Genomic DNA, 24,252 nt, shown 5'->3' on the forward strand with positions numbered 1-24,252 from the left:
TTGTTCATAGATAGAGCACGCGGGAAATTAGAGATCGCTCAAAAGCTAATGGCAAATTATTAATTCAGACAATTAGCCAAGATCGATTACTAACTTCCGCCACCGTATTCCGCCGATTTTCAGAAATTAATGCAATTCGGGGTGGTGCAAGTGCCAATTCGTAGACTGTTCGTAAGCGTGAGCCACCTGAAACAACCGAGATTCTTGCAAAACATTACCAATCAGTTGTATACCCACCGGCAGTCCTTTATCATCAAATCCGCAGGGCAAACTCAAAGCTGGCAAACCAGCAAGATTCACCGGAATAGTCATCAAATCTGACAAATACATACTCAGGGGGTCATTGAATTTTTCGCCTGCCTTAAATGCGGTAGTAGGAGCAGTGGGACAGACTAAAACATCAACTTGAGAAAAAGCTTTTTCAAAGTCTTCTTTAATCAAAGTCCGAACTTTTTGAGCTTTTAGATAATAAGCATCGTAATATCCAGCCGACAATACGTAAGTGCCGATCGCAATCCGGCGTTTAACTTCCGCACCGAACCCTTGAGAGCGGGTTTTGGCATACATATCCAAAAGATTATCGGAGTCTGGAGACCGGAAACCGTACTTAACTCCATCATATCGCGCCAAATTTGCCGAAGCTTCCGAGGGAGCAATAATGTAGTAAGTGGGCAAACCGTAGCGGAACCGGGGACAAGAAATGACTTGAATTTCGGCGCCCAATTGTTGAAATTGCTCGATCGCCTTAGTAACAGCGTCTTTAACCCCGGAGTCCAGCCCTACACCAAAAGTTTCTTTAATTACACCAATTCTAATCTGACCCTTCGGTCGCAAACTGGGTCTTAAAGCTTGAGCGTAGTCAGGAATTGGGACATTAAGACTCGTGGAATCTTTCGGATCGTAACCGGCGATCGCCCCCAACAAAATCGCCGAATCCTCAACAGTCCGGCCAAAGGGCCCGATTTGATCGAGAGAAGAAGCATAGGCCACCAAACCGTAGCGAGAAACCAACCCATAAGTCGGTTTCAGCCCCACCAACCCGCAAAAAGCAGCAGGTTGGCGGATTGATCCCCCAGTATCCGAACCCAAACTCACGACGCATTCTCCAGCGGCTACCGCTGCGGCAGAACCGCCAGAAGACCCTCCGGGCACGCGCTCCAAGTCCCAAGGATTCGCGGTAACTTGATAAGCAGAAGTTTCTGTCGAGCTCCCCATTGCAAACTCGTCCATATTCGCCTTACCCACAATCACCGCACCGGCTGCTTGGAGTTTCGAGACGACGGTGGCATCGTAGGGAGGAACAAAATTCTCCAAAATCCGAGAGGCGCAGGTTGTGGGAACGCCCTCGGTGCACATATTATCTTTAACGGCGATCGGGATGCCGGCCAACAGGCCAATTTGCTCTCCGGCTGCGATTTGGGCATCCACTTTATGGGCCTGCGCCAGTGCGCTGTCTGCTGTCACGCACAGAAAGCTTTTCAACTTCGGCTCTAGCTGGGTAATTCGGTCTAATGCTTCTTGAGTAATTTCCACAGCAGAGCGTTCTTTATTGACCAGTTGTCGGTGCAACTCGCGGATGGATGCCATGCTCGTACCTTTATCATTTCTACTTTGAGACAATACAGTTAATATAACTGGCAATTGTACCTGCTTACAGCCCGAAGGCAAAGTCGGCTATTTTTGTGGCGAAAGTTTGAGCCTCGAAGAGGGCTCCGCTAACGGGCGATCGGTCATTTTATATACAATAGATTAAATTACCCAAATCCCACGGGCCACCAAATAGCGATCGAGTTTTTTACCTAATTTTTTAACAAACCAAGAATGCAACTGTATCAGCACTGATGCAAAAAGTGGTTTGACGCCAGATTTATATGAGTAAGGGGTAAGGTGTGCAATGCGACCCCTACATAATTAGGTTCGGTCTCCAAGACTGTCTATGCAAGATCGCAATCATTAGGAAATCAGTCATTCCAAATTCTGTAATCTAAATTCTAAAATATTACAGCCCAGTTTGTCCTCGATGCAACCCAGGATTTATGGGAAAAAAGATGCCCTAAAAAATCAAATAATCCCAGATAATGACTGCTTTATTGCTGGAATATTCAGACTTTACTAAAATTTTTGTTATATAAAAAATCCCACGCTTGTTATATCTGATTTATTTTTAATAGCATAGTTAGCAGCATCTGCCTCGGATTTCTTGTGAAATTAATCACGTCCTGAATATTCCGAAAAACATGAAGGAAAAATAGAAAAGGATGCTAATAAAATATTAGAGTATGGCTGTCGATACCCTAATAATTATGGTCAGATTAGGAAGAGCAGTTTTTTAGTCAACAATCACTGAAAGTTATCAGTCAGCCGAGTGAATTAATGGCTGCGGCGCGATCGAAGAAAATAGTAATCGACCTTTTCCGATCCACGCCCATTGTACTAGAGCTCAAAAAGCCTGTCAGAAATCTGGGGTTCACAAAAAAGCTCGGAACGCTCACCGCCACACCGAGGTCTTTTGTTGCGCGCACCTGCAAAAAAAACAGCAGTCAATCGATTTTAGATTTTCGATTTTAGATTTTAGAGGCGACCCCACGGATAAATGCGGGGGCAATAAGTGATTTTCGATTTTAGATTTTGGATTGATTCCACGGATAAATCACGTGGCGGGTACCACGTTTGAAATTCTTGGTCCTTCCTCAAATGCGACTAGCTGCGTGCATCTGCGCTAAAAAACGCTAGGTATTTGCCGCCACGATCCCCAGGAAAATAATTTCATCCGGAATTATCCCCAAAACCAAAGATATATGGTAAGAAGTTCCCGATGCCCCGTTGGAGGAATGCCACCTAAAGCTCACTTAGAATCCCACCTGACGGCAGAGGAACTCAAAATTCGCTACCGGCAGGCACAAAACACCACAGAGTCGCGCCGCTGGCACTTGCTGCTGTTAGTGTCCCGAAATTGGACTATCAAACAAGCAGCCCAAGTCGTAGGCCTCAACTACGACTACGCCAAAGAAATTGTCCAGCGCTATAACCGAGAAGGGCCTAACTCTGTCAGGAACCGCAGCGGAGACCGCCAGCCCCCTCCTGCAAAATCCTTGCTGAATCCTGAACAGCAAGAAGAACTGCGACAAGCCCTGCTAGGCCCTGCCCCCGACGGCGGAGACTGGACAGGCCCCAAAGTCGCTCGCTGGATTGCCGAAAAGATTGGTAGCGATCATGTCTGGCCCCAACGCGGCTGGGATTACCTCAAGCGGTTGGGTGCTGACTGGCGACGGCGGCGCAGAAAGTAGATAGTTCGCAATATTTAGAGGGGGTTGATTGCCTTCGTGCGATCGCTCCCTTTATTTTGGTTATTTTGCCACATTGGCGCGATCGAACTATTTTAGATTTTAGATTTTAGATTGAAGAAAAAATCTAAAATCTAAAATCTAAAATCTAAAATCGTTTGACTGATGTAACAATAGCTGCTTATATAGAATTTGGTTGTGTTGAGGATGTTAAATATGCCAGATATCAGGCGTTTTTTGTCGATCGCCAACAAGATGGCGGCAGTAGTAGCCGGCATTGGACTGGTTCAGATGTTAACCATCGCAAGTTCATTCTCTCAATCATCTAACCCCCGTTCCCTAGACGAACTCTACAAAATTCGCGATGGGCTAATTGCCGAATTAGAACAACCCTCATCTCCCTCCCCAGAACCAAGCATCCTCTCCGGCTTAGTTCCCTTCGCAGCCGCCAATCCTCAAGAACAACTGCTACAGCAGTTGCAAGCGGTGGAAGCTCAAATATTAGTAGAAAAGAGGGCTAACGACAACTTACAGCAAGCAGTCCGTTTAGCCAACAGAGCCGTAGAAACTAAACAGCAGCCCAATAAGTCGATCGCATCTTCGCAGCAAACTCAATTTTTCTGGCATCAAGCCCTCAACAACTTGCAGGAAGTTCCTCAAAATTCATTTTTAGCTTCCGTCACTGCCTCAAAAACTCAAGAATACCGGGGAAATTTAACAGCAGCAACCTCTCAAGTGCAGCAAGCAAAATCTGATGTTTTGGGTGCACTTGCCCGGGAAAGCGGTTTGTCGGCTCAAGCTTCGATCGGTATTTGCAACCTTTCTAGAGAGTGCGTACACCTGCGGGGCGATGTACCTCCTGTCAGTCCAGCCAGCTTAATTAAATTGCCGATTGCTGTCGCCCTGATGCAAAAAGTCGAAAAAGAAAAAATTAGTCTGAACCAGGAAGTATTAGTCACTCGCGGTAATTTCACCGAAGACGCATCGGCAAAGATTAGGTCTAATCGCAATTATCCGCTACAGCTACTGTTAGAAGAAATGATCTATCGCAGCAGCAATATCGCCACCAATCAACTAATCGATTATTTAGGTTCGGATTACATCAATCAATATTTAGATAATAGCGGCTACGAAGTCACCCGCGTCAACTTCAAATTAATGGGGGAAAGAATTATGCCCTCCAACCCCGGTTCTGGTCGCAACCGCCTGACTGCTAACGAACTCACCGAAATGATGGTGCAAATTTACAACGGCGAAACACCCGGTGCTAAACTATTAATAGAAACTCTCAACCGCCAGTACGATCACGCTCTGGGATTTGCCGCCTTGCAAGGAACTAAAGCTCAGTGGTTGGGCGAAAAAACCGGTCAAAATTCCAAGGTGCTCGGCACAACTTTAGCGATGAGCATTGACGACGAGGCCTATGTGATTACTGTGATTGACAGCCGCAGCGGCGAGCTACAAATGCGCCAGTCTATTTCTAAAATTGCCGATTACATGGTCCGAAACCCCAGCTTTTGACCGCTGGAATATACAATTTATAGCGGGGACAACGCACCGCCCAAACAGTTAAAAAATGCCGCATCAACAACTCAGTGTTTCCGTCAAAGGCAAAGGATTTCCTATTCTCTGCTTGCACGGCCATCCAGGTTCCGGCGATTGTATGTCGGTATTCACAGAACACCTATCAAAGCGGTTCCAGACGATCGCCCCAGACTTGCGCGGATACGGCAACAGCCGCACCTCAACTTTCTTTGAAATGACCGATCATCTGGTCGATTTAGAAGCACTATTAGACAGATTAGGAGTCGATCGGTGTTTGGTGATCGGATGGTCTTTGGGAGGGATTTTAGCCCTGGAATTAGCCATGAAATATCCCCAGCGAGTCACCGGTTTGATTCTACTTGCATCCGCAGCCAAACCGCGAGGAAGTCACCCTCCCCTCTCTTGGCAAGATAACCTTTACACTGGTTTAGCCGGAATTATCAATTGGGTGATACCGGGTTGGCAGTGGAATATTGATACTTTTGCGAGGCGATCGCTCTTTCGCTACTTGATACAGCAGCATAAAGCCACCCCTTACCGCTACTTAGCACAGGCAGGTACCCCCGCCTACCTCAAGACTTCCAACACGGCCACCAAGGCGTTAAATACCGCTCTGAGGGCTGGATACGATCGACTGCTGCACCTGGGCGACATTCATTGTCCGTGCTTGGTGTTGGCCGGAGAGGGCGATCGGCACATCACCTCAGCATCCAGTTTAGAAACCGCCCGCCACCTCCATGATTGTCAGTGGCAGTGTTATCCCAATACAGCCCACTTGTTCCCTTGGGAAATTCCCGATCGGGTACTCGCAGACATCGATCGTTGGATAGAGAGTCACCCCGAAGCAGTGGGCAATTGCTAGTCTTAAATTTGGAGTTTGTCACAAGCAATTAATCACCCAACACTCAACTGTTTTGAAGTTACAACTGACAACTCAAAACCGCACAGCGTTGCGAGGGAAGCGTAGGCCTCTCAAAACTCAAAATTCCCCCTGCTTCTACTGACCGCTCAAAACCGGCCACAGCCCTCCATCACCAAGCTTTCCCAAATCTTCTGCAACCGTCAAAGTAATTGGTTTGCAGCGGTGAATCGAAACACTAACACCTTCTGCCCCTTCATTTTCTATGTCTTCTACATATCCTGCTTTTGCAGTTGCCGCCTCTGCTTGGGTTAAGAACGGGCCAAAATAGTAAATGCACCGCGGCGCTGAAGTTTTAACTTCAACCCACCAAGCCAATCCGAAAAAGTTGAGCAAGCTAATCAAGAATTCTTTCATCTGCTTTTCTTCTAATGTATTTGACGGTGTTTTCAGGGTGCTGCGAACACGCCTAGGCTTTTGTTATTTACACGTGGCTGACTGCTGCCAAGAACCGCTCCAAACCTATTTAAATATATCTAAATAGATTTGTGTCGAATTCCTGTTTGAACCTAGGGGCTAGGCTTCTTCTACTTTCGCCGGAACAAGTAACGACAGTCGATCGACTATCCTTACTTGTTCCGGGTGTCGTGCCACTCCATGCTGGGCGGCATTGACAATAAACTACTCTGTTGTGCTCTTTTTTTCAACCACCTTTACGATCCGTGTACGTGAAACTTTTTGGGCCCGCGCTGACGGTAAATTTCGTATAAAGCCATCCCCGTTGCTACCGAGACATTCAGGCTAGGAGTCTGGCCCCTTAAAGGAATTGAAACTAATCCGTCACATCCGCGCTGTATCAAAAGGCTCAAACCGTCAGCCTCACCACCCACCACTAAAACAGTCGGCCCGGAGAACTTGACTGTCTCTATAGATTGACCGACGCCTGCTGCAGTGCCATAAATCCAGAATCCAGCCTCTTTGAGTTCTTCCAGAGCCCGGTTAAGATTGACAACCCTTGCCACGGGCAGGCTTTCCAATGCCCCTGCTGCCACTTTTCTCACTGCTGAGGTAATCCCAACCGCCCGCCGCTGCGGAATCACCATGCCCTGAGATCCCAATGCTTCTGCGGTGCGAATAATCGCCCCTAGATTGTGCGGGTCGTTGAGTCCTTCTGCTACCACAATTACTGGATCTTCGCAAGCCGACTTAGCCTTTGCGATCAGTTCGCTCAAATCCAGGTATTCGTAGGCTGATACTTGAGCCGCTACGCCTTGGTGGTTTGCTTTGCGCGTGATGTAGTCGAGGCGCAAATCGTCAACTTCGTCAATGATGCTGCCGTTGGCTTTGGCTTCGGTTAGCAAGCTATGAAAGCGGGGATCGTAGCGCAGGTGGGGAACAACCCAGATCCGGTTGAGGACTTGGTTTGTTTCTAAAGCTGCTTGTACCGCATGGCGGCCGTAAATCATGTCGTCTGTGTCTGCGTCTGGTTGCACGACTGTATTGGAGGCAGTGTCAACAGGGCGAGTGTCTCTGTCTTTGTCTCTGTCTCTGAAATGGTTGCCCCGGAATTCCTGCGGGCTATTGTCTTTGTCTCTGTCTTTGTAATAATTTCCCCTGGATTCCTGCGGGCTGCTGTCTCTGTTTCTGTCTCGGAAATTGTTGCGGGCCGGCTGCGGACTGCTGTCTCTGTTTCTGTCTCGGAAATTGTTGCGGGCCGGCTGGGGGCTGCTGTCTCTGTCTCTGTCTCGGAAATTGTTGCGGGCCGGCTGGGGGCTGCTGTCTCTGTCTCTGTCTCGGAAATTGTTGCGGGCCGGCTGGGGGCTGCTATCTCTGTCTCTGTCTCGGAAATTGTTGCGGGCCGGCTGCGGGCTGCTATCTCTGTCTCTGTCTTGGTAATAATTGCCCCTGGATTCCTGCGGGCTGCTGTCTCTGTCTTTGAAATGATTATTTCTGCGAATTTCCGGTTGGCTGTCGGCATCGACTCTCCGTTTGAAAATTGCTCTCACGGGCATTTCTCGCGATTGTGGGGCGAAGGTCGATCGCTTTTGAGGCGCGTCTACTCCGCGAGTATCGGGACGGGGCTTGCGTTCAAAGCGGGGAGAGGATGGTTGTGAGTCCTGACGGCGGCCTTCGCTTTTGAATGGCTTGCTGTCGGAATTCGATCGCGAAAAGTTGGGTTTGGTAAATTTTCTCATTGGTTTCTTGTGGTCAAAAGGTTTTGGCTGAAGGCTAGTCGATTGTAGATTGTAGATGTGAGATTCTTGATTGAGGGAGCAATCTTTGGGCTTTGAGATTTGAGATAGTCTAGCGAGGGAGCAAGGATTTTGCTCTGTTCAAATAGCTAGTTATTGACATACTCACCGCCCTAAAAGTGCGGTGATTCTTGACACTTCACTGACTGACGCAACCGAAGTCGTCTTACTCTGTCTCTGTGTCCGTTTAGAGTCGTGGCAATGCCCTATCCCGACTTTGTTTATATTTTTTGCAGCGTTCTCATCGCGTTCGTGTTCAGTGCCACAATTCAAACACTGAACCGATCTGATTTTTAAATCCAGTCTTCCCCACTTAAAGCCGCAATCCGAGCAAATTTGACTGGTAGGCTCCCAGCGACTAATTACTCTAAAGTCTCGACCAAATTTCTCAGACTTTGCCTCGCACCAAGTTCGGAATTCTCTCCATCCCTGAAGACTAATAGCTCTAGCAAGTTTGCGGTTTTTGACCATTCCAGACACATTCAAGTCTTCTAAAACGATAGTTTGGTTTTCACTAACAATTTTGGTTGACAGCTTGTGCAAGAAATCTTTACGGGTGTCTGCAATTTGATTGTGCAGTTTGGCTATCTGAATCCGAGTTCTATTTCTGCGTTTCGAGTCTTTAGATTGCCGAGCTAGCTTTTTTTGGAGTTTACGAATTTTTCGATCTAACACTTTATAGTCTGGACTTTTAGCTTTCTCCCCATTACTCATCACAGCAAAAGTTTTAATCCCTAAATCAATTCCGACACTTGGGTTTTTAGCATCAATTTGAACGGGCTTAACTTCTACTACAAAGCTCAAGAAATAGCGATTAGCACAGTCCTTTAGTACAGTTACAGAGCTAGGCTCTGATGGTAACTCCCTAGACCAAATAGGGCTAACATTTCCAATTTTTGCCAGATCCACGGACTCACCTTTGATAGAGAAACCTGTTTTAGCAAAAGTTGCAGACTGACTGTTAGTCTTTTTTTTGAATTTGGGTTGACCCACTTTCTTGCCTTTTCTCTTCCCTTTTAGGAAATCAAAATAGTTTTTGTAAGCAACCTCTAACTGTTTGAGGGATTGTTGCAGCGGCACGGACGAAACATCGTTCAACCATGCCCTTTCTTCTGTCTTTTTAGATATAGTTAGAGACTTGGATAGAGTGTTGTACCCAGGATATTTGCCACATCTGCTAACAGCCAAAGCATCGTTCCAAACAACTCTTACACAACCAAACAACTGAGCCAAACTCTGGCGTTGTCTATCGGTTGGATAGAATCTGTATTGGAACCTTGCTTTCATTATTTTTAGCTGTTTTACTACTTTAGTATGCCATACTATTTTAACACGATCGGGAAAATTCAGAAGGAATTAAAGCCGTCCTAGAACGACGGGGTTTTAAACCCATTTCTTTGATAAATCTTGTTTTGCCGATCGAGATTTTTGCGGTTTTATGTTAGCCGTGCCAGGATGGTTAATTACTCCCTCCCCATTCCCAACTCTTAACTGCTAAATCCTTTAAGTCTCAAGTTCTAAAAGTGCCAGAATCTCGGTCAATCTTTCGGGATCGGTGAGGTACAAATATCCGATCAAAGTTTCTAAGCTGCTGGCTTGTTGGTATATCTCTGGATCTGCTCGCTTAGAACGGCCCGCTGCAGCATTGCGGCCGCGCTTGACAATTGCTAATTCTGTACTGTTCAAGTAAGGAGAGAGCGATCGCAAGTGACGCGCTTGAGTTTCGGCTCGTACTTGCCCCACCACCAATTCGTGATAAGCTTGCAATCTTCTGGGCGGGACTAAGTACGAACTCCGAATGTAGAGTTCGTACACTGCATCTCCCAAATATGCCCAGGCTGCGGGCGAAATTCTTTCTATTTCTGCTGGTGTAGCCCTCGCAGGATGCACTCGATTTAAACTGATATCCGTCAGACTCAGTTTGAGTCCGTCATCTGCGATCGGCGACATACTTTTTTAAATAAAACTTCCGCACAGCTTGGTTTTTCTAGTTACTTACTTATTTCGTCTTTCGTCACTTCCGCAATTATAGCTTTTACAGGACTGTTCGCTCTCAGAGCACGAAGCGAGATATATAGGCAAAGCTTGGCGCGACGATCGCACTCCTAAAAAAGGCTTTTTACCAAATCGGGATGCTCTAATTTTTGTACCATTTTTCCGCGTGTTTGCCACACATATTTTACTGCCCCTCCACCGAAACTCTAAGCATCGGGGAAATAGCGGCTGGTGCGTGTCGCAGCTTCTGGGAAAATCGGTATTGTTTTACCACGACAAAAATAAAAATTTGCTATCCAGCGTTGAGAACCGGATAGCTAATTTAATTCACTTTGGCGTCAAGCATCCTTGACGTTTTTTACCGCCTCATCAACCGAAGGCTGCAAAGACAGAAATTTCTCTAAGCGAACCAGTTTAACAGTCTGAGTTACGCGGGGATTTGAGACAATTTGCAATGTCCCTTCCAAGGTTTGGGCTTTTTTGACAAGTTGCACAAGTGCGCCCAAGCCTGAACTATCCACAAAATCTATCTGAGACAAGTCCAAAATTACGTGTTTTGGGCCCTCGTCAATACATTTGCTTATTACCTTCCGAAAAGTTGCCTCAGAAAAAGCGTCCAGCAGGCCCGTCAAGCGAAATAACTGATAGTTATTCTTGACTTCGCGAGTGCCTCTGAGGCTAACGGTCAGGGTCAATGACTCAGGAATGACACCCTCCTAGCTAGATATGGCTTAAAGTCGAGGCTTCATTATAGGAGTTTTTTGGTCTTTTGTCTACAGTTTTTTAGTCATGAGTCATTAGTCATGAGTCATTAGTCAGAAGCGATCGACACAAACAGCCTCTGATGACTACTGACTAATGACTGCTGACTGCTGACTGCTGACTACTTACTGCTGGCTACTTTCTGATTGTCTCGCATTGACTGCACGAATCGATCGAATAAATAGTCGGCGTCGTGCGGGCCCGGACTGGCTTCGGGGTGGTATTGCACTGAAAACAGCGGCAGAGTTTTATGCTTCAATCCGGCTACGGTGCGATCGTTCAAATTGAGATGAGTAATCTCTACTTCGGGGGCTAGGGAATCGGGGTCGATCGCAAAACCATGATTTTGGCTAGTAATTTCTACTTGCTGAGTTAAACCCGCTGGATGATTCAATCCCCGATGGCCGAACTTAAGTTTAAAAGTTTCTGCACCCAAGGAAAGTCCCAAAATTTGGTGTCCCATGCAGATGCCGAATACGGGTTTGTCCGACTTTAACAAAGCTTTCGCAGTCGCGATCCCTTCCGTTACCGCCGCCGGATCTCCGGGGCCGTTGGACAGAAAAATGCCGTCCGGGTTGTATTTGAGGATTTCCTCCGGCGACGTGTCAGCGGGGACAACGATGACCCGACACCCGTAACTCGCCAGACGCCGCAGGATGTTGCGCTTGATCCCAAAGTCTAGCGCTACCACCGTCCACATTTTGCCTTCTTCAGGTTTGACTGTAGGACTGAACTCCCAAACCGAGTCCGTGGCTTCAGACCACTCGTAAACCTTGCGGGTGGTGACTTCCTGGACCAGATTCAGCCCGTCCATGCTGGGGGCATCTTGCACGAGTTCCAAAAGCTCTGCCTGGTCGAGAATCGTGGTCGAAATGCCACCGTTGATCGCTCCCACCGTGCGAATTTTGCGAGTGAGGGCGCGGGTGTCGATCCCGTAAATTCCGGGGATATCGTACTGTTTCAGATAGTCTTGCAGAGATTGTGAGCAGCGCCAGTTGCTGGGGCGGCTGCATACGTTCCGGGCGATCGCACCCCGAATTTGCGGGCGCGAGGATTCTTCGTCTTCAAGATTTACCCCGGTATTGCCCAATTCTGGATAAGTAAAAGTGACAATTTGACCGCAATAGCTGGGATCGGTCAATACTTCTTGGTAGCCCGTCATTCCAGTATTAAATACTACCTCGCCAACGACGGTGGCGTCAGCGCCAAACGACCAGCCGCGGTAAGCAGTACCGTCAGCCAGGACTAGGAGAGCGGGTTGTGCAGTTGAAAGTGACATGGCATCCTTAATTACTTTCGTTTGGTTTAATTCTTACCACTGCCAGGGATTTGATGCTAGTCGGCAATGTACAGATATTATTTTAATTTGTGCCAGGGTTCGCAAAACCAAGGCACTTATGCCGGAGATAATCAACAAGCAGCCATACAGCAGTTCTCAATCTTGGTGAGGTATGCCCTATGCCCACGGAGGCCTATGCCCTATGCCCACGGAGGCCTATGCCCTATGCCCGCTTATCAAGGGCTATAAGGAATGAGAATTAAATAACTTCCACTCTTGAAAGTGGGATGGGCGTCCCGCCCGTCATGAGTGGACGGGCGGGACGCCCATCCCACAATAAGCTGTCACGCATTTAAATTGCATATTCAGGGCGGGCTAGACGGCCCACCCCACAAGAATTAGATTGTTTTTTGACATTCTATTTAAATGCACAACAGCTTAACAATTAAAATTGTAAGTTATTTAATTCGCGATCCTAAGTGCAAATTCTTCATCTCCCCCTGCGCCAGCAATTTATCTGCCAGCAGCTTAGGAGGCGGGCGGAAATTCTATATCTATACCAAAAGGCAGTTGTCGCTGTTACGATCGAGCTAAAGCGTTTAATCAAACTATGGCCAGCAAATCTCCCTTGCCTTTACTCTCAAACTCAAAAAAGCCTCTACCGATCCCTCAAAACCTGCGCCCACCTTTACTGGTTTTAGCAGGGGTTATTTCTCTAAGCAGTTCAATTTTACTAGGAAGTGTTGCCAACTCCTCGCCAGCCGTGGCTCAAGAAAGTGAGGGATGCTTCATGCGGAGCTCGTCAGGGCGAACCCTCAACCTCAGCCAATCAGTCTGCGGTTTTCTCCCCGAAGCATTGACGCCCACCACTTCGGCGGCGGCAAAGTCGGGAGTGTTTCAGGCAAAAATCAAACGCCGAGCAGCTAATATCCCGGTCATAGAAGTCACGTTTAACGGCAAACAAAAGTTCGAGATGATGGTAGATTCTGGAGCTAGTGGCACAGTAATTACACCAGCAATGGCTAAAGCCTTGGGCGTTGTTCTCCAGGGAACAGTGCAAGCACAAACTCCCAACGGAGTGGCTACTTTTCCCCTCGGTCGCCTGAGTTCTATGGAAGCAGGTGGTCTAGCGGTTAACAATGTAGTTGTTGCCATCTCGCCATCCCTAGATATCGGACTGTTGGGTCACGACTTTTTTGGTAATAAAGATGTGACTATTAAGCAAGATGTCATTGAATTTCGATCGCGGTCTTAAACAGAAGTCAGCAGTTAGGATCGCGAATTAAATAACTTACAATTTTAATTGTTATTGTGGGATGGGCGTCCCGCCCGTCCACTCATGACGGGCGGGACGCCCATCCCACTTTCAAGAGTGAAAGTTATTTAATTCTCATTCCTTAGTTGTTATTTGTTAGTTGTTATTTGTTATTGATTACTGGTTATTTATAGCAACTGCTTTCCTAACAACTACCAACTGCTTTCGGGTCAACTAACAACTAATATCATGTCCGATCGATCGCGCATCATACATAGTCGAAGCGGGTTTTTGAGATTGTCGGTTTTTGGCGACTATTGCTGGTGAACCCGCCCCTACAGGAATCACGGTCAATCGACCGAACATGATATAACAACTGTCAACTGCCAACTCCCAACTCCCAACTGACAACTGACTTCATTTCAAAAACTCAATTAACTGCTGCAACTTCAACCAAGATTCACCGCTCAATAAAATGTCCTTAGCCATAGAAACTCCTGCTGCGTGAGAGCCCATAGGAATTGCGCCTCCCACCTGAAAAGCCAAAGACGCATTCAAAGCTACAACATCCATTTGTGCGGGCGTACCTTTGCCTTGTAAAACGTTCCGCAAAATCTCGGCGTTTTCCTCAACATTTCCGCCTTTTAAGGAGCCGATCGCACTTGGTGTCAATCCTACCTTTTCCGGGTCTAAAGTAGTGAGTTCCACTTTGCCATCCGACAAAACCGCCAAATCAGTCACATCACCCAAACCCGCCTCGTCCAATTTTTCTCTGCCGTGAACGACTACAGCTAACTCAGTCCCCAACTCGCCCAAAGCTTGAGCAATAGTTGATATCAGACTAGGATCGAACACCCCGATTACCTGCCCTGTAGGGCGCATAGGATTGACAAGGGGCCCTAAAAGGTTAAAAATAGTCCGCACCTTCAAAGTGCGCCGGATCGGCGCTACAGCCTTAAGTGCGGGATGCCACCCAGGCGCAAATAAAAAGGTGATGCCCACAGAGTCTACCGCAGCTTTTACCTTCGCGGGATCGGCGTTGAGGTTGACTCCCAGTGCTTCCAACACGTCAGCAGAACCCACTTTGCTCGATGCGGAGCGATTTCCGTGTTTCGCGACTCGAACTTTGCCCGCGGCGGCCACAAAAGCTACAGCAGTGGAAATGTTAAACGTGGAAGCGCCGTCGCCGCCTGTGCCACAAGTATCAATTAATTTGAGATTGGAGATTGAGGATTTGGGATTGAAAACGCTCTCCGACTCGCCTGCAAGCGACTGAGAATGCAATACCTGAGCCATTCCTGCCAATTCTGGGGCCCAGATGCCTTTGGCTTGGATGGCCGCTAAAATGGCTCCTGAGAGGACGGGGGGAATAGCTTCGGCTAGCCATCCCTGCATCAAGTCGGCTGCTTGGGCGCGTGAGAGAGATTGTCTGTCTAATAGTTGTTGCAGGAGGGCTGGCCACACAGGAGAATCCGGCGTCTGGGTTGAAGCAGGGGATAACTCTGGCGTTGCTAGTAGAGGAGAATCTGTCATTAATATTAGTTTCTAGTCAAATTTAGCTCGATCGAGCTTTGTGGCCAAACTGAGAATCGATCGGGATTTTACCAGACTTGCCGACCACATTTTGCGCGATCGGGCCCAGATTTTTGCCCAAATGCCAGCACCGCTACAGAATTTTTCCGCCCGCAGTAGCAGAATATGAATTTTTTGATACAACAATTACCCTATTGTTGTGCCAACTTTACATAGAAACCCCAAATCGTAAAACTGCCAGGGAGCATCTCAATGAAAGCAGGCAAGCTAGAAATTGGAGTTTTGAGACAGGAGGCAGGAGTTTTGAGGCAGGAGGCAGGAGGGAAGAGGGAAGAGGAAGAAGGAAGGAGCCAGAAGAAGTGTTTTTACAAATATGAGATGCTCCCAACTGCCAGTAGTCTGCTGTATGATCTATCAGCAATAATACTTAACAGTAACTCAGGGCACCCAAAGAGCGATAAAAGTTTCCGACAGGAGTTGTGGAGAGCAAAAAATTTTAGACATTAGGAGAACCTCAGATTCATCTGTGGAGTCAACTTCAATCTAAAATCTCAAATCTCCAATCGAGTGACAGCAAGGACAGCGAGCGTTTAGCTCTTGCAAGTGGGTTAGTTGCTTCGGGTAAGAGTCGATCGTACTCTCACCCAAATCCTAAAAATAGACTCTTGCGGTTGTAGAAGTCGCGGCCTTTTATTGTAACAACATCCTTGCTACTAACTTATTTCAGGGTATTCAACTGCTAATATATTCAAGGAGATTTCAAGGAGCGGGTTTTGCTCGAACACCTGCACCGCAGGCCGATCGATGTGCCAATGCGATCGTGACAGCCAGTCAAGCCTCAAATAAATACCCGATCGACTAAAATTTCAGCAATCACTAACAACTAACCGCCCAGTAGGACAGATGAATAAACACACTCGTCTCCGGTTGCGACACACCATCTTTCAGCCTAACTAACGGCTAAATTTTAACAGGCGGTAGAGCAAAAATATTCAACTCACACACAAGAGCAGGGTATTCAAAAGTGGGAAATCAAAAATTAGGAAATAAAGCAATAGAATGCCTGAATGTCGCGGAGGCACTGCACCAAATGGAAGCAAAATATTATAGTATGTTTGAAAATGCTGTGTCGGGTATTTTTCAAACAACCCAATCCGGTCGCTACATCAGCGCTAACCCAGCTTTGGCTCGCATCTACGGATATAATTCTGCTGAAGAATTAATGGGCTGTCTGACTGATATTAGCGATCAGCTTTACGTCAATCCCGATCGCCGCGATCAGTTTGTTTGTGCTTTGCAAGAAAAGGGCATCGTATCAGATTTTGAGTCGCAAATTTATCGCCGAGATGGAACAATAATTTGGATCGCTGAAAATGCGCGGGCTGTCTGCGATGAATCAGGGAAATTGCTCTACTACGAAGGTTTTGTAGAAGATATCACTCAGCGCAAGCAAGCAGAATCTGCACTTCGAGAAAGCGAAGAACGCCTGCGCTTAATAATAGAAGGGGTTAAGGATTACGCTATATTTATGTTAGATCCAGATGGGTATGTAGCTAGCTGGAATTCTGGTGCAGAACGCATTTTGGGATACATATCTCATGAAATAGTTGGCAATAATTCGGAGTGTTTTTTCACTAAAGATGATATTGAAATCGGCAAGCACAAAGAAAAATTAATCCGGGCTGTGGCCGAAGGTAGATACGAAAATGAAGGCTGGCGGCTTCGCAAAGACGGATCGCGATTTTGGGCGAATATTATTGTTACTCCTTTGCGCGATGAAAGGGGAAAGTTGCAGGGCTTTTCTCAAGTAATGCAGGATATTACTGAGCAAAAGCGGGCGGCTGAGGAAAAGATGCAGTTGATTGCTTCTTTGCAGGCGTCGGAAAAAAAGTTTCGCACTTTGTACGAATCGACGACTGATGCGGTAATGCTGCTAGACGAAGAGGGTTTTTTGGATTGCAATCCGGCTACTTTAAAGTTATTTGGATGCAGCACTGAGTCGGAGTTTTGCGGCAAGCATCCTTCGGAGTTCAGCCCGCCGTTGCAACCGGACGGACAAGATTCTATGAGTCTTTCTCAAGAGCGAATTAATACGGCTTTGCGATCGGGAAATTGCCGTTTTGACTGGCGACACCGTCGTTTGGATGGTTCTGAGTTTCCGGCGGAAGTGCTGCTAACTTCTATGGATATCGGCGGCAAAATTGGGCTGCAAGGCGTGGTGCGCGATATCACTTATCGGGTGCAGGCTGAGGAAGCATTGAAGCAGGCTAATGAGGTATTGGAATGCCGGGTTAAAGAGCGGACAAGTCAGTTGGAAGAGGCTATTAAAAAGTTGAGTTTATCGGAAGAAAAGTTTTCTAAGGCTTTTCGCTCAAGCCCAGATCCGATGATTATTACTACTTTTGCTGAGGGTCGTTTTATTGAAGTTAATGATAGTTTTTTGTTGATGACTGGTTATGATTTAGAAGAAACGACCTGGAATACAGTACCGGGGTTAAATATTTGGGTAAGACCGGAAGATCGAGTGAATTTTAGGCAAATTTTACACGAACAAGGTGTTGTTCGCAATCAGGAATGTGAGTTTAGGATGAAGTCGGGATCGGTGGTGGTGTGTTTGCTGTCAGCAGAGTTGATTAATTTGGACGGCGAACTCTGTATGCTGGCGGTGATGACGGATATTACCGATCGCAAACACGCCGAAGAAGCCCTACGGGAAAGCCAGCGGGCCTTGGCGACGCTGATGAGCAATTTGCCGGGAATGGCCTACCGTTTTCGCAACGATGCCGATCGCAGTATGGAGTTTGTCAGCGAAGGTTGCTATCAGTTAGCCGGCTATTCTCCTGAAGAATTTATCGGCACTCGGCAAGTTTCTATATCGGAATTGACTCACCCAGACGATCGCGAGAATTTGTGGAATGCCGTGCAAGTTGCTTTACAAGAAAATCGACCCTATCAGCTAAATTACCGAATTACTTCTAAAAATGGCGAATTAAAATGGGTTTGGGAGCAAGGTTTGGGAGTGTTTTCCGACTCGGGAGAATTGATAGCTTTAGAAGGGTTAATTACTGATATTTCCGAGCAGAAACGCAGTGAAGAAGCTTTGCGGCGATCGCAAACAGAGTTAACCCAACAAAAACTTCAACTCGAAAATACTTTGCACGAATTGCAGCAAACTCAAGCTCAACTGATTCACACTGAGAAAATGTCTACTCTCGGTCAAATGGTAGCCGGTGTTGCTCACGAAATTAACAATCCTGTTAGCAGCGTCTGCGGCAATCTCGTCCACGTGGGCCACTACACCGAAGATTTGCTGAATTTGCTCGATATGTACCAGAAGCACTGCCCGCAGCCGCCGGCAGCAATTCAAGCTCAAATTAAGGATATCGAATTAGACTTTCTGTTAGAAGATTTGCCGAAAGCAATGTCTTCGATGCAGGTTGGGGCCGATCGCATTCGGGAAATCGTGCGATCGCTCAGAAATTTCTCCCGCAAAGATGATTCTCAAATGAGCAAAGTTAACCTGCACGAAGGCATTGAAGGAACGTTGCTGATTCTGCAAAGTCGCCTGAAAGCCAGAGGTAACTATCCCGAAATTGCGGTAATTAAGGACTATGGAAATTTGCCTTTGGTTGAGTGTTATGCTGGGAAAATCAATCAGGTATTTATGAATTTGATCGGAAATGCGATCGACGCGATCGAGGAATACAACGAAGGGCGTTCAGTTGCTGAAGTCAAAGCTAACCGCAGCAAGATTAAAATTAGGACAGAAGTCCAAAACTCTAATGCTGTAATTAGGATTTCTGACAACGGCCCCGGTATGCCAGAAGAAGTTTCCCAGCAGTTATTCGAGGCTTTTTTTACCACCAAACCCGCCGACAAAGGCACCGGTTTAGGCCTGTCCATTTCCTACAAAGTTGTCCAAGAACACGGTGGCAAACTTAGCTGCGTGTCTGCACTCGGTCACGGAGCCGAGTTTATCATAGAGTTGCCGATCGAACAACCAATCAAACAATCCTAAAGTGCGATCGGGGCGATCGTATCGAGATAACGAGTCGCGGTTTCTAGTGAGGACTAAAGTCCTCATAAAACTGGCTCGGACTAAAGCGGTAAGGTACCGTGGGTATGGAACCCTAAATAGAGAAGTTTTGCTTATGTTCTGTATTACTATAGCAATCCTAAATGATTATACTCGTTACCAGGAAGAGCCTGGTAACGCATATCCGGAGGAAGAGCCTCCATAGTCTGGGCCGAGGCAGAGCCTCGCTTACATCGGTTCCCAGGCAGAGCTTGGGAACCAGTTAAATAGAGAAGTTTTGCTTATGTTCTGTATTACTAAAACCCTGGCTTTGATCTCAACTCGAATTACTGCCCGCACTTACCATTGGTAATGATTGAGAAAGCGACTAATAATACTGGTACTTACTGTTTAACTACCAGCCGGGAAGTCCCGGACGTATATTTAGAGGGGATTAATCTGAGCGCTGCGCCCCTTACCCCGTTGGGAATTACGCCCGCGTGATGAAAGGCTCGTCGGGTGTAGGTACCCAAAGCGACAATTATTCTTTTATACCTCTTGATAACCTGGAAATACTCTGGTACTATATTAGCAAGTGGGGGTGGAACTACCTCACTATAAAAAGCCTTTGCAAAAAAGGAAAAAGAAGCCTGCGGTCTAACGGTAATCCGTTGACAGTCAGGTTCGTTCACGAATGGTTAACATTGACCTACCTGATTGTTTTTACGCCCTTTCTTTCACCTTTTGGGACAAAATGCAAGGGCTAGTTGAGAATGGTGCAAGATGTGAGATCCAACTGAGATATTGCACCATTCTCGCTTAACAGGCTTTTCGGCCTGTTCCACAAGGAAATTCACTCTTTGTGGAACAGGCCGAAAAGCCTGTTCATAAAAGCTTATTGACATTGGTGCAACATTTCAGATACAACTAACTATTTTTGACAAGGGCTAAATGATAATCGGTGAAAGACAGATACACCGCAGCGTTCCAAAGCCAATTTATGTTTAGCTGTTCCATATCCTTTGTTATTTGTCAAGTCATATTCAGGATACTTAACAGCCAAACGTATTATTAATTCATCGCGCCAAACTTTCGCCACAATACTAGCTGCAGCAATCTGAATCGATCGCGCATCACCTTTAATCATCGTCTCTTGCTCGATCGCCAAATTGGGAATCCTTTGATTCCCGTCAACCAAACACAAATCCGGCGTCACCTTCAACTTCAAAATCGCCCGTTTCATCGCCAACAAAGAAGCCTGCAAAATATTGAGGCGATCGATCTCCCGCACCGAAGCCACACCAATTTGACAGTCAACCGCCACAGCCCGGATTTTCACAGCTAACCGACTCCGGGCTGTGGCACTCAACTGCTTGCTGTCGCGAACCCCGGAACTTGCTAATTCATCGAGAACTTCGTCGGGCAAAATGCAGGCTGCAGCCACCACCGGCCCGAACAAAGCGCCTCGTCCGACTTCATCCACACCCGCAATTACCAGAGCATTCGAGGGAGAGGGGGAAAGGGGAAGATGGAAAGATGGGAAGAGAGTAAAAATTTCAACTTCTTCCTTCTTCCCTCTTCTTTCTTTCCTCTTCTCTCTTCCCTCTTCTTTCATAACTATTCATCCACAAGGGCAGATGAGCGACGGCGCCGGCGACGGTTGATAGCAGGCTCCTCGGGTTCGCTTGATTCGATCGGCTCAGGGGATTGGAGCGGCTCAGGGGATTGGAGCGGCTCATTGAGTGAGATCGGCTCATTGAGTGAGATCGGCTCATTGAGTGAGATCGGCTCATTGAGTGAGATCGGCTCCTGGGATTCGTCCATCACATCACTGGGTTCCTCCATCCGATCAAAATCATCAGTTTCGTCGATCAAACTCTCGCCATAAATTTGGACATCATCATCATCATCATCATCATCATCGGCCTCAGAAAAAACAGGCTCAACTACCGACCTTTCTGGATAATAATCCCGTTCCTCATCCTCAACATTCTGGGGAGGCGTCGTCGCTTCAAATTCAAATTCGAGCTGCTCGAAAGGCGGCTTGTTCGGGGCCGCTCCGGGGAGAGTCACCGAAACGATCGCATTCTTAGGATTTTTGACACTGCGATCAGTAAGCACCAAAGGAGAAACCCCCATCAGAGCATAAACATCCTGCTCCTCCGCCGTCATTTCCACCGAAATCACCTCCGGAGGCTCCACCATCGGCTTCATCAACTCAGACTTAGCCGGACGCACACGCTCGAAATCCTCGCGCCTGCCAACAGTAGCCATATTCACCAGCCCGAAGCCCTCCGAAGCCGCCCGGATGCCGGGGGGTGCCAGATACTCAGAGCGCGTATCCGCAACGGGCGCGCTCGAAGTATTCGGCAGTCGCAACTTGCTACGTACCGGTTCCTCCTCCGCCGGGAGAGCAAAAGGCTCTTCGCCAATCCGGCGGCGGCGGCGCCGTCTAGTTCCGTTCCCCAAATCCTGATAGCTGGGATGGTTGAGCAAGTCCAAAGGCGATGCGTTGCTGCCGCTCTCAAAATCCAAACTTTCGCTTTGAGGCTCCCAAGCAGCCCTAGCAGGTTCGGGGGGGCGTTCTTCCCGCACCGGGGCAGAAGTTGCAGCCGCCACAGGCGTCAAGCTGCGACGTTCCAATCCTTCTGGCAAATTCAACAAAACGCGGTTCGACGTAGCAACAGTGCGATCGCCCGATTCCCGCACCGCTGCGGCGAAGTCTTCTTCCCCCGGCAAGTGCACCAGATGACCCAACCCGCTGCAAGTAGGGCAACTGTGGCCGAACAACTCGTAAATATTTTGACCTTGGCGCTTGCGAGTCAGTTCTACCAGCCCCAATTCCGACAGTTGAGCGATTTGCGGTCGAGCTTTGTCAGCTTTGAGAGCTTTATTGAAATGTTCCAGCACCTGCAACTGATCGCGGCGGGATTCCATGTCAATAAAGTCAACAATAATCACCCCGGCAATATTGCGTAACCGCAGTTGTCTAGCAATTTCCGTGGCTGCTTCGCAATTTGTCCAGAGTACCGTTTCCCTAGCCGTGGCCGATCGAGTAAACGAGCCAGAGTTGACATCAATCACCGTCAGCGCCTCAGTCGGCTCGATAATCACATAACCACCCGAAGGCAAATCAACCCTTGGTCTGAGGGCTTCTCGAATCGCAGCGTTAACCCGGAAAAATTCTAAAATCGAGGCGCGCTCTCGGTGGTGGTCGATCAAAACTCCCGCAGGAAGTTTACCACCGTTCCAGCTCATCAACTGCTGCTTCACCCGCTTAATTCCATTTTGCGAGTCCACCACAATCCGATTCACGTCACCGCTGAACATATCCCGCAGCACCCGCTGGATAAAATCGTCATCCCGGTTGAGCAGTGCCGGCGCCCGCGAAGTACCGCCTTCGAGTTGAACAGCTTCCCACTGTTTTTGGAGCACTTCCAAATCTTCCATGATGGCTTCTTCAGTCATCCCTTCAGCTTCAGTGCGTACCAGCAGCCCCATCCCGGCCGGTTTCACCAAAATAGCCAGGGCTCTGAGGCGGTTGCGCTCGGCTTCCGACTTGATCCGCCGCGAGAGATTGACTCCCCTGCCGTAGGGCATCAGTACCAAATAGCGGCCGGGCAGGGTAATGTTGCCTGTTAGCCGGGGGCCTTTGCTGCCCGTCGGTTCTTTCATTACCTGTACCACCACTTTCTGCTGGGGGGTCAGGAGTTCTGTAATTGCTCCTGCCGAGCGTTTAAGGCGCAGCGGGCCGAGGTCTGTGACGTGCATAAACCCGTTACGTTCTGGGTCGCCAATATTGACGAAGGCCGCATCTATCCCAGGGAGTACATTTTCAACAATTCCCAAGTAAATGTCACTGACTTGGTGGCTGCCTGTGGCTACCACAAGTTCTTGGATTTGATCTTCTGAAAATACGGCAGCAATGCGATGCTGCTCTGCTATAACTATCTGCTTTGTCATTCAATTTCCTCAAAAAACTGGCAGCAAGTTAGAGACACTTACGCACTCATAGTGCCTCTGACTTAGACTGTAATTAGTAGTAGCTTGAAGAGTTATTAGCTGTGAGTTGGTGCAGGGTGGAAAGAAAGTTAACTGTTGACCGTTCACTGTTAACTGTTAACTATTGACTGTTCACTGTTAACTGTTACAGATAAAGTAGTTAAACCCGCCCGTACAGAGTTATGAGTTATGCTCAGCAGATAAATCTGAGAGATAGAAATAAGGAGGCTTTTATCGAGTTAGCAATATTGAGATTTGAGTTGACAATTGCGAAATCAATACTCAAAATTCAACACTTACAACTCTTCCTTTGAACGAGCGCGAATAAATTCATTGACACCGTACTAATTTCTTAACACACAACTTAACACTACGAACTGATAACTCCGCTTGCGTGGTGGTTGAGGGCTGGTTTTGAGGGAAAGTAGGTAGGAGTGAAAGCGTAAGGACTTTTGTTGAATTCTTGTGCGATCGCACTCAACATACCGCAGCTTGGCATTCGACTGCAACCTCCGCCCCTGCCAACCCTAAAACCTAGTCAGTCGATTTTAGATTTTAGATTTTAGATTTTAGATTTACTCCACAGATGAATCTGGGACATTTAACTAGAGTCTAAAATCTAAAATTTTTGGTTCTCCACGAATTAAGTCGGGGGCTTATCTCCGTTTGTTGACGGGTCAGTCGATTTTAGATTTTAGATTTTAGATTTTAGATTTACTCCACAGATGAATCTGGGAGATTGAACTAGAGTCTAAAATCTAAAATTTTTGGTTCTCTCCGACTTAAGTCGGGGGCTTATTTCCGTTTTTTGACGGGTCAGTCGATTTTAGATTTTAGATTTTAGATTTTAGATTTACTCCACAGATGAATCTGGGAGATTGAACTAGAGTCTAAAATCTAAAATTTTTGGTTCTCTCCGACTTAAGTCGGGGGCTTATTTCCGTTTTTTGACGGGTCAGTCGATTTTAGATTTTAGATTTTAGATTTTAGATTTACTCCACAGATGAATCTGGGACATTTAACTAGAGTCTAAAATCTAAAATTTTTGGTTCTCCACGAATTAAGTCGGGGGCTTATCTCCGTTTGTTGACGGGTCAGTCGATTTTAGATTTTAGATTTTAGATTTTAGATTTACTCCACAGATGAATCTAGGAGATTGAACTAGAGTCTAAAATCTAAAATTTTTGGTTCTCCACGAATTAAGTCGGGGGCTTATCTCCGTTTTTTGACGGGTCAGTCGATTTTAGATTTTAGATTTTAGATTTTAGATTTTAGATTTACTCCACAGATGAATCTGGGAGCTGGAACTTTAATCTAAAGTCTAAAATTTTTGGTTCTCCACGACTTAAGTCGGGGGCTTATCTCCGTTTTTTGACCCGCCAAAAACATTTATTGTTGAATACCCGCTCTGCGGTTTGAACCGTAAAATTTTTGAATAAGCCGACCACCGACAACCAGTCGATCGAAATTA

General features: G+C 47.1%; 19 protein-coding genes. 6 read left to right on the forward strand and 13 right to left on the reverse strand.

All coding sequences use genetic code 11. From position 1 onward, the window contains the following. Positions 1-126: 126 nt before the first annotated feature. Positions 127-1,587 (reverse strand): Asp-tRNA(Asn)/Glu-tRNA(Gln) amidotransferase subunit GatA, encoded by a 1,461-nt coding sequence (gene gatA, locus QT973_RS00790; protein WP_333057204.1) that lies wholly within the window; start codon positions 1,585-1,587, stop codon positions 127-129. 1,244 nt (positions 1,588-2,831) lie between these two features. On the opposite strand from gatA, the gene QT973_RS00795 reads away from it, so the two are divergent. The 3 genes from QT973_RS00795 to QT973_RS00805 all read left to right on the forward strand — a co-directional run bounded on the left by QT973_RS00795 (position 2,832) and on the right by QT973_RS00805 (position 5,691). Beyond that, positions 2,832-3,287, forward strand: a complete 456-nt coding sequence (locus QT973_RS00795) for a helix-turn-helix domain-containing protein (RefSeq protein WP_333057162.1) — start codon at positions 2,832-2,834, stop codon at positions 3,285-3,287. 213 nt (positions 3,288-3,500) lie between these two features. After that, on the forward strand, positions 3,501-4,805 hold the full coding sequence (locus QT973_RS00800) for a serine hydrolase (RefSeq protein WP_333057161.1): 1,305 nt from the start codon (positions 3,501-3,503) through the stop codon (positions 4,803-4,805). A gap of 55 nt (positions 4,806-4,860) precedes the next feature. Next, on the forward strand, positions 4,861-5,691 hold the full coding sequence (locus QT973_RS00805; protein ID WP_333233605.1) for an alpha/beta hydrolase: 831 nt from the start codon (positions 4,861-4,863) through the stop codon (positions 5,689-5,691). 135 nt (positions 5,692-5,826) lie between these two features. On the opposite strand, the gene QT973_RS00810 is transcribed toward QT973_RS00805, so the two are convergent. From QT973_RS00810 to carA, 6 genes are all read right to left on the reverse strand, one after another. Then, on the reverse strand, positions 5,827-6,105 hold the full coding sequence (locus QT973_RS00810; RefSeq protein WP_333057159.1) for a DUF1816 domain-containing protein: 279 nt from the start codon (positions 6,103-6,105) through the stop codon (positions 5,827-5,829). A 296-nt stretch (positions 6,106-6,401) separates the two neighbouring features. Next, the gene (gene rlmB, locus QT973_RS00815; RefSeq protein WP_333390310.1) at positions 6,402-7,883 is read right to left on the reverse strand and encodes a 23S rRNA (guanosine(2251)-2'-O)-methyltransferase RlmB; all 1,482 of its coding nucleotides are present in this window, start codon (positions 7,881-7,883) and stop codon (positions 6,402-6,404) included. Between the two features lie 162 nt (positions 7,884-8,045). Beyond that, positions 8,046-9,227, reverse strand: coding sequence for a transposase (locus QT973_RS00820; RefSeq protein WP_333057157.1), 1,182 nt, complete (start codon positions 9,225-9,227; stop codon positions 8,046-8,048). A 216-nt stretch (positions 9,228-9,443) separates the two neighbouring features. Beyond that, complete coding sequence (locus tag QT973_RS00825; protein ID WP_333057156.1) at positions 9,444-9,890, reverse strand: ribonuclease III domain-containing protein; 447 nt, start codon at positions 9,888-9,890, stop codon at positions 9,444-9,446. A gap of 383 nt (positions 9,891-10,273) precedes the next feature. Beyond that, positions 10,274-10,630, reverse strand: coding sequence for an STAS domain-containing protein (locus QT973_RS00830; protein WP_333037230.1), 357 nt, complete (start codon positions 10,628-10,630; stop codon positions 10,274-10,276). A 188-nt stretch (positions 10,631-10,818) separates the two neighbouring features. Then, complete coding sequence (carA, locus tag QT973_RS00835) at positions 10,819-11,976, reverse strand: glutamine-hydrolyzing carbamoyl-phosphate synthase small subunit (protein WP_333057154.1); 1,158 nt, start codon at positions 11,974-11,976, stop codon at positions 10,819-10,821. Positions 11,977-12,586: 610 nt separating this feature from the next. Here carA and QT973_RS00840 point away from each other — a divergent pair. Continuing rightward, positions 12,587-13,231, forward strand: coding sequence for a retropepsin-like aspartic protease (locus QT973_RS00840; protein WP_333057153.1), 645 nt, complete (start codon positions 12,587-12,589; stop codon positions 13,229-13,231). Between the two features lie 234 nt (positions 13,232-13,465). On the opposite strand, the gene QT973_RS00845 is transcribed toward QT973_RS00840, so the two are convergent. Genes QT973_RS00845 through QT973_RS00855 form a run of 3 tightly spaced genes read right to left on the reverse strand, consistent with a single transcriptional unit; the run spans position 13,466 to position 14,950 of the window. Next, the gene (locus tag QT973_RS00845) at positions 13,466-13,642 is read right to left on the reverse strand and encodes a hypothetical protein (protein ID WP_333390313.1); all 177 of its coding nucleotides are present in this window, start codon (positions 13,640-13,642) and stop codon (positions 13,466-13,468) included. Positions 13,643-13,648: 6 nt separating this feature from the next. Beyond that, positions 13,649-14,764: an anthranilate phosphoribosyltransferase gene (gene trpD, locus QT973_RS00850; protein WP_333058292.1), complete on the reverse strand. Its 1,116-nt coding sequence runs from the start codon at positions 14,762-14,764 to the stop codon at positions 13,649-13,651. A 12-nt stretch (positions 14,765-14,776) separates the two neighbouring features. Next, complete coding sequence (locus QT973_RS00855) at positions 14,777-14,950, reverse strand: hypothetical protein (RefSeq protein ID WP_333058293.1); 174 nt, start codon at positions 14,948-14,950, stop codon at positions 14,777-14,779. A 66-nt stretch (positions 14,951-15,016) separates the two neighbouring features. Between QT973_RS00855 and QT973_RS00860 the strand changes: the two genes are divergently transcribed. Continuing rightward, positions 15,017-15,271: a hypothetical protein gene (locus tag QT973_RS00860; protein ID WP_333058294.1), complete on the forward strand. Its 255-nt coding sequence runs from the start codon at positions 15,017-15,019 to the stop codon at positions 15,269-15,271. 517 nt (positions 15,272-15,788) lie between these two features. Next, positions 15,789-18,782 carry a PAS domain S-box protein gene (locus tag QT973_RS00865; RefSeq protein ID WP_333058295.1) on the forward strand — a complete coding sequence of 998 codons (2,994 nt, stop codon included), beginning with the start codon at positions 15,789-15,791 and terminating at the stop codon, positions 18,780-18,782. A 928-nt stretch (positions 18,783-19,710) separates the two neighbouring features. On the opposite strand, the gene QT973_RS00870 is transcribed toward QT973_RS00865, so the two are convergent. The 3 genes from QT973_RS00870 to QT973_RS00880 all read right to left on the reverse strand — a co-directional run bounded on the left by QT973_RS00870 (position 19,711) and on the right by QT973_RS00880 (position 23,280). Beyond that, positions 19,711-20,394 carry a ribonuclease HII gene (locus QT973_RS00870; protein ID WP_333207648.1) on the reverse strand — a complete coding sequence of 228 codons (684 nt, stop codon included), beginning with the start codon at positions 20,392-20,394 and terminating at the stop codon, positions 19,711-19,713. 2 nt (positions 20,395-20,396) lie between these two features. Continuing rightward, positions 20,397-22,742: an Rne/Rng family ribonuclease gene (locus QT973_RS00875; RefSeq protein ID WP_333058297.1), complete on the reverse strand. Its 2,346-nt coding sequence runs from the start codon at positions 22,740-22,742 to the stop codon at positions 20,397-20,399. A 409-nt stretch (positions 22,743-23,151) separates the two neighbouring features. Then, positions 23,152-23,280, reverse strand: coding sequence for a hypothetical protein (locus tag QT973_RS00880; RefSeq protein ID WP_333058298.1), 129 nt, complete (start codon positions 23,278-23,280; stop codon positions 23,152-23,154). Positions 23,281-24,252 lie beyond the last annotated feature (972 nt).

The sequence above is a fragment of the Microcoleus sp. Z1_A1 genome (genome assembly GCF_036700305.1).
In the GTDB taxonomy this organism is placed as follows: Bacteria; Cyanobacteriota; Cyanobacteriia; order Cyanobacteriales; family Microcoleaceae; genus Microcoleus.

What these genes read in the sequence shown, in the direction of transcription:
- rlmB (WP_333390310.1), bottom strand. Translation starts at nt 7,883, where the DNA reads ATGAGAAAATTTACCAAACCCAACTTTTCGCGATCGAATTCCGACAGC.
- QT973_RS00825 (WP_333057156.1), bottom strand. Translation starts at nt 9,890, where the DNA reads ATGTCGCCGATCGCAGATGACGGACTCAAACTGAGTCTGACGGATATC.
- QT973_RS00800 (WP_333057161.1), top strand. Translation starts at nt 3,501, where the DNA reads ATGCCAGATATCAGGCGTTTTTTGTCGATCGCCAACAAGATGGCGGCA.
- QT973_RS00805 (WP_333233605.1), top strand. Translation starts at nt 4,861, where the DNA reads ATGCCGCATCAACAACTCAGTGTTTCCGTCAAAGGCAAAGGATTTCCT.
- QT973_RS00820 (WP_333057157.1), bottom strand. Translation starts at nt 9,227, where the DNA reads ATGAAAGCAAGGTTCCAATACAGATTCTATCCAACCGATAGACAACGC.
- QT973_RS00840 (WP_333057153.1), top strand. Translation starts at nt 12,587, where the DNA reads ATGGCCAGCAAATCTCCCTTGCCTTTACTCTCAAACTCAAAAAAGCCT.
- QT973_RS00795 (WP_333057162.1), top strand. Translation starts at nt 2,832, where the DNA reads ATGCCACCTAAAGCTCACTTAGAATCCCACCTGACGGCAGAGGAACTC.
- QT973_RS00810 (WP_333057159.1), bottom strand. Translation starts at nt 6,105, where the DNA reads ATGAAAGAATTCTTGATTAGCTTGCTCAACTTTTTCGGATTGGCTTGG.
- QT973_RS00870 (WP_333207648.1), bottom strand. Translation starts at nt 20,394, where the DNA reads ATGAAAGAAGAGGGAAGAGAGAAGAGGAAAGAAAGAAGAGGGAAGAAG.
- QT973_RS00860 (WP_333058294.1), top strand. Translation starts at nt 15,017, where the DNA reads ATGAAAGCAGGCAAGCTAGAAATTGGAGTTTTGAGACAGGAGGCAGGA.
- carA (WP_333057154.1), bottom strand. Translation starts at nt 11,976, where the DNA reads ATGTCACTTTCAACTGCACAACCCGCTCTCCTAGTCCTGGCTGACGGT.
- trpD (WP_333058292.1), bottom strand. Translation starts at nt 14,764, where the DNA reads ATGACAGATTCTCCTCTACTAGCAACGCCAGAGTTATCCCCTGCTTCA.
- gatA (WP_333057204.1), bottom strand. Translation starts at nt 1,587, where the DNA reads ATGGCATCCATCCGCGAGTTGCACCGACAACTGGTCAATAAAGAACGC.
- QT973_RS00880 (WP_333058298.1), bottom strand. Translation starts at nt 23,280, where the DNA reads ATGCCAAGCTGCGGTATGTTGAGTGCGATCGCACAAGAATTCAACAAA.
- QT973_RS00875 (WP_333058297.1), bottom strand. Translation starts at nt 22,742, where the DNA reads ATGACAAAGCAGATAGTTATAGCAGAGCAGCATCGCATTGCTGCCGTA.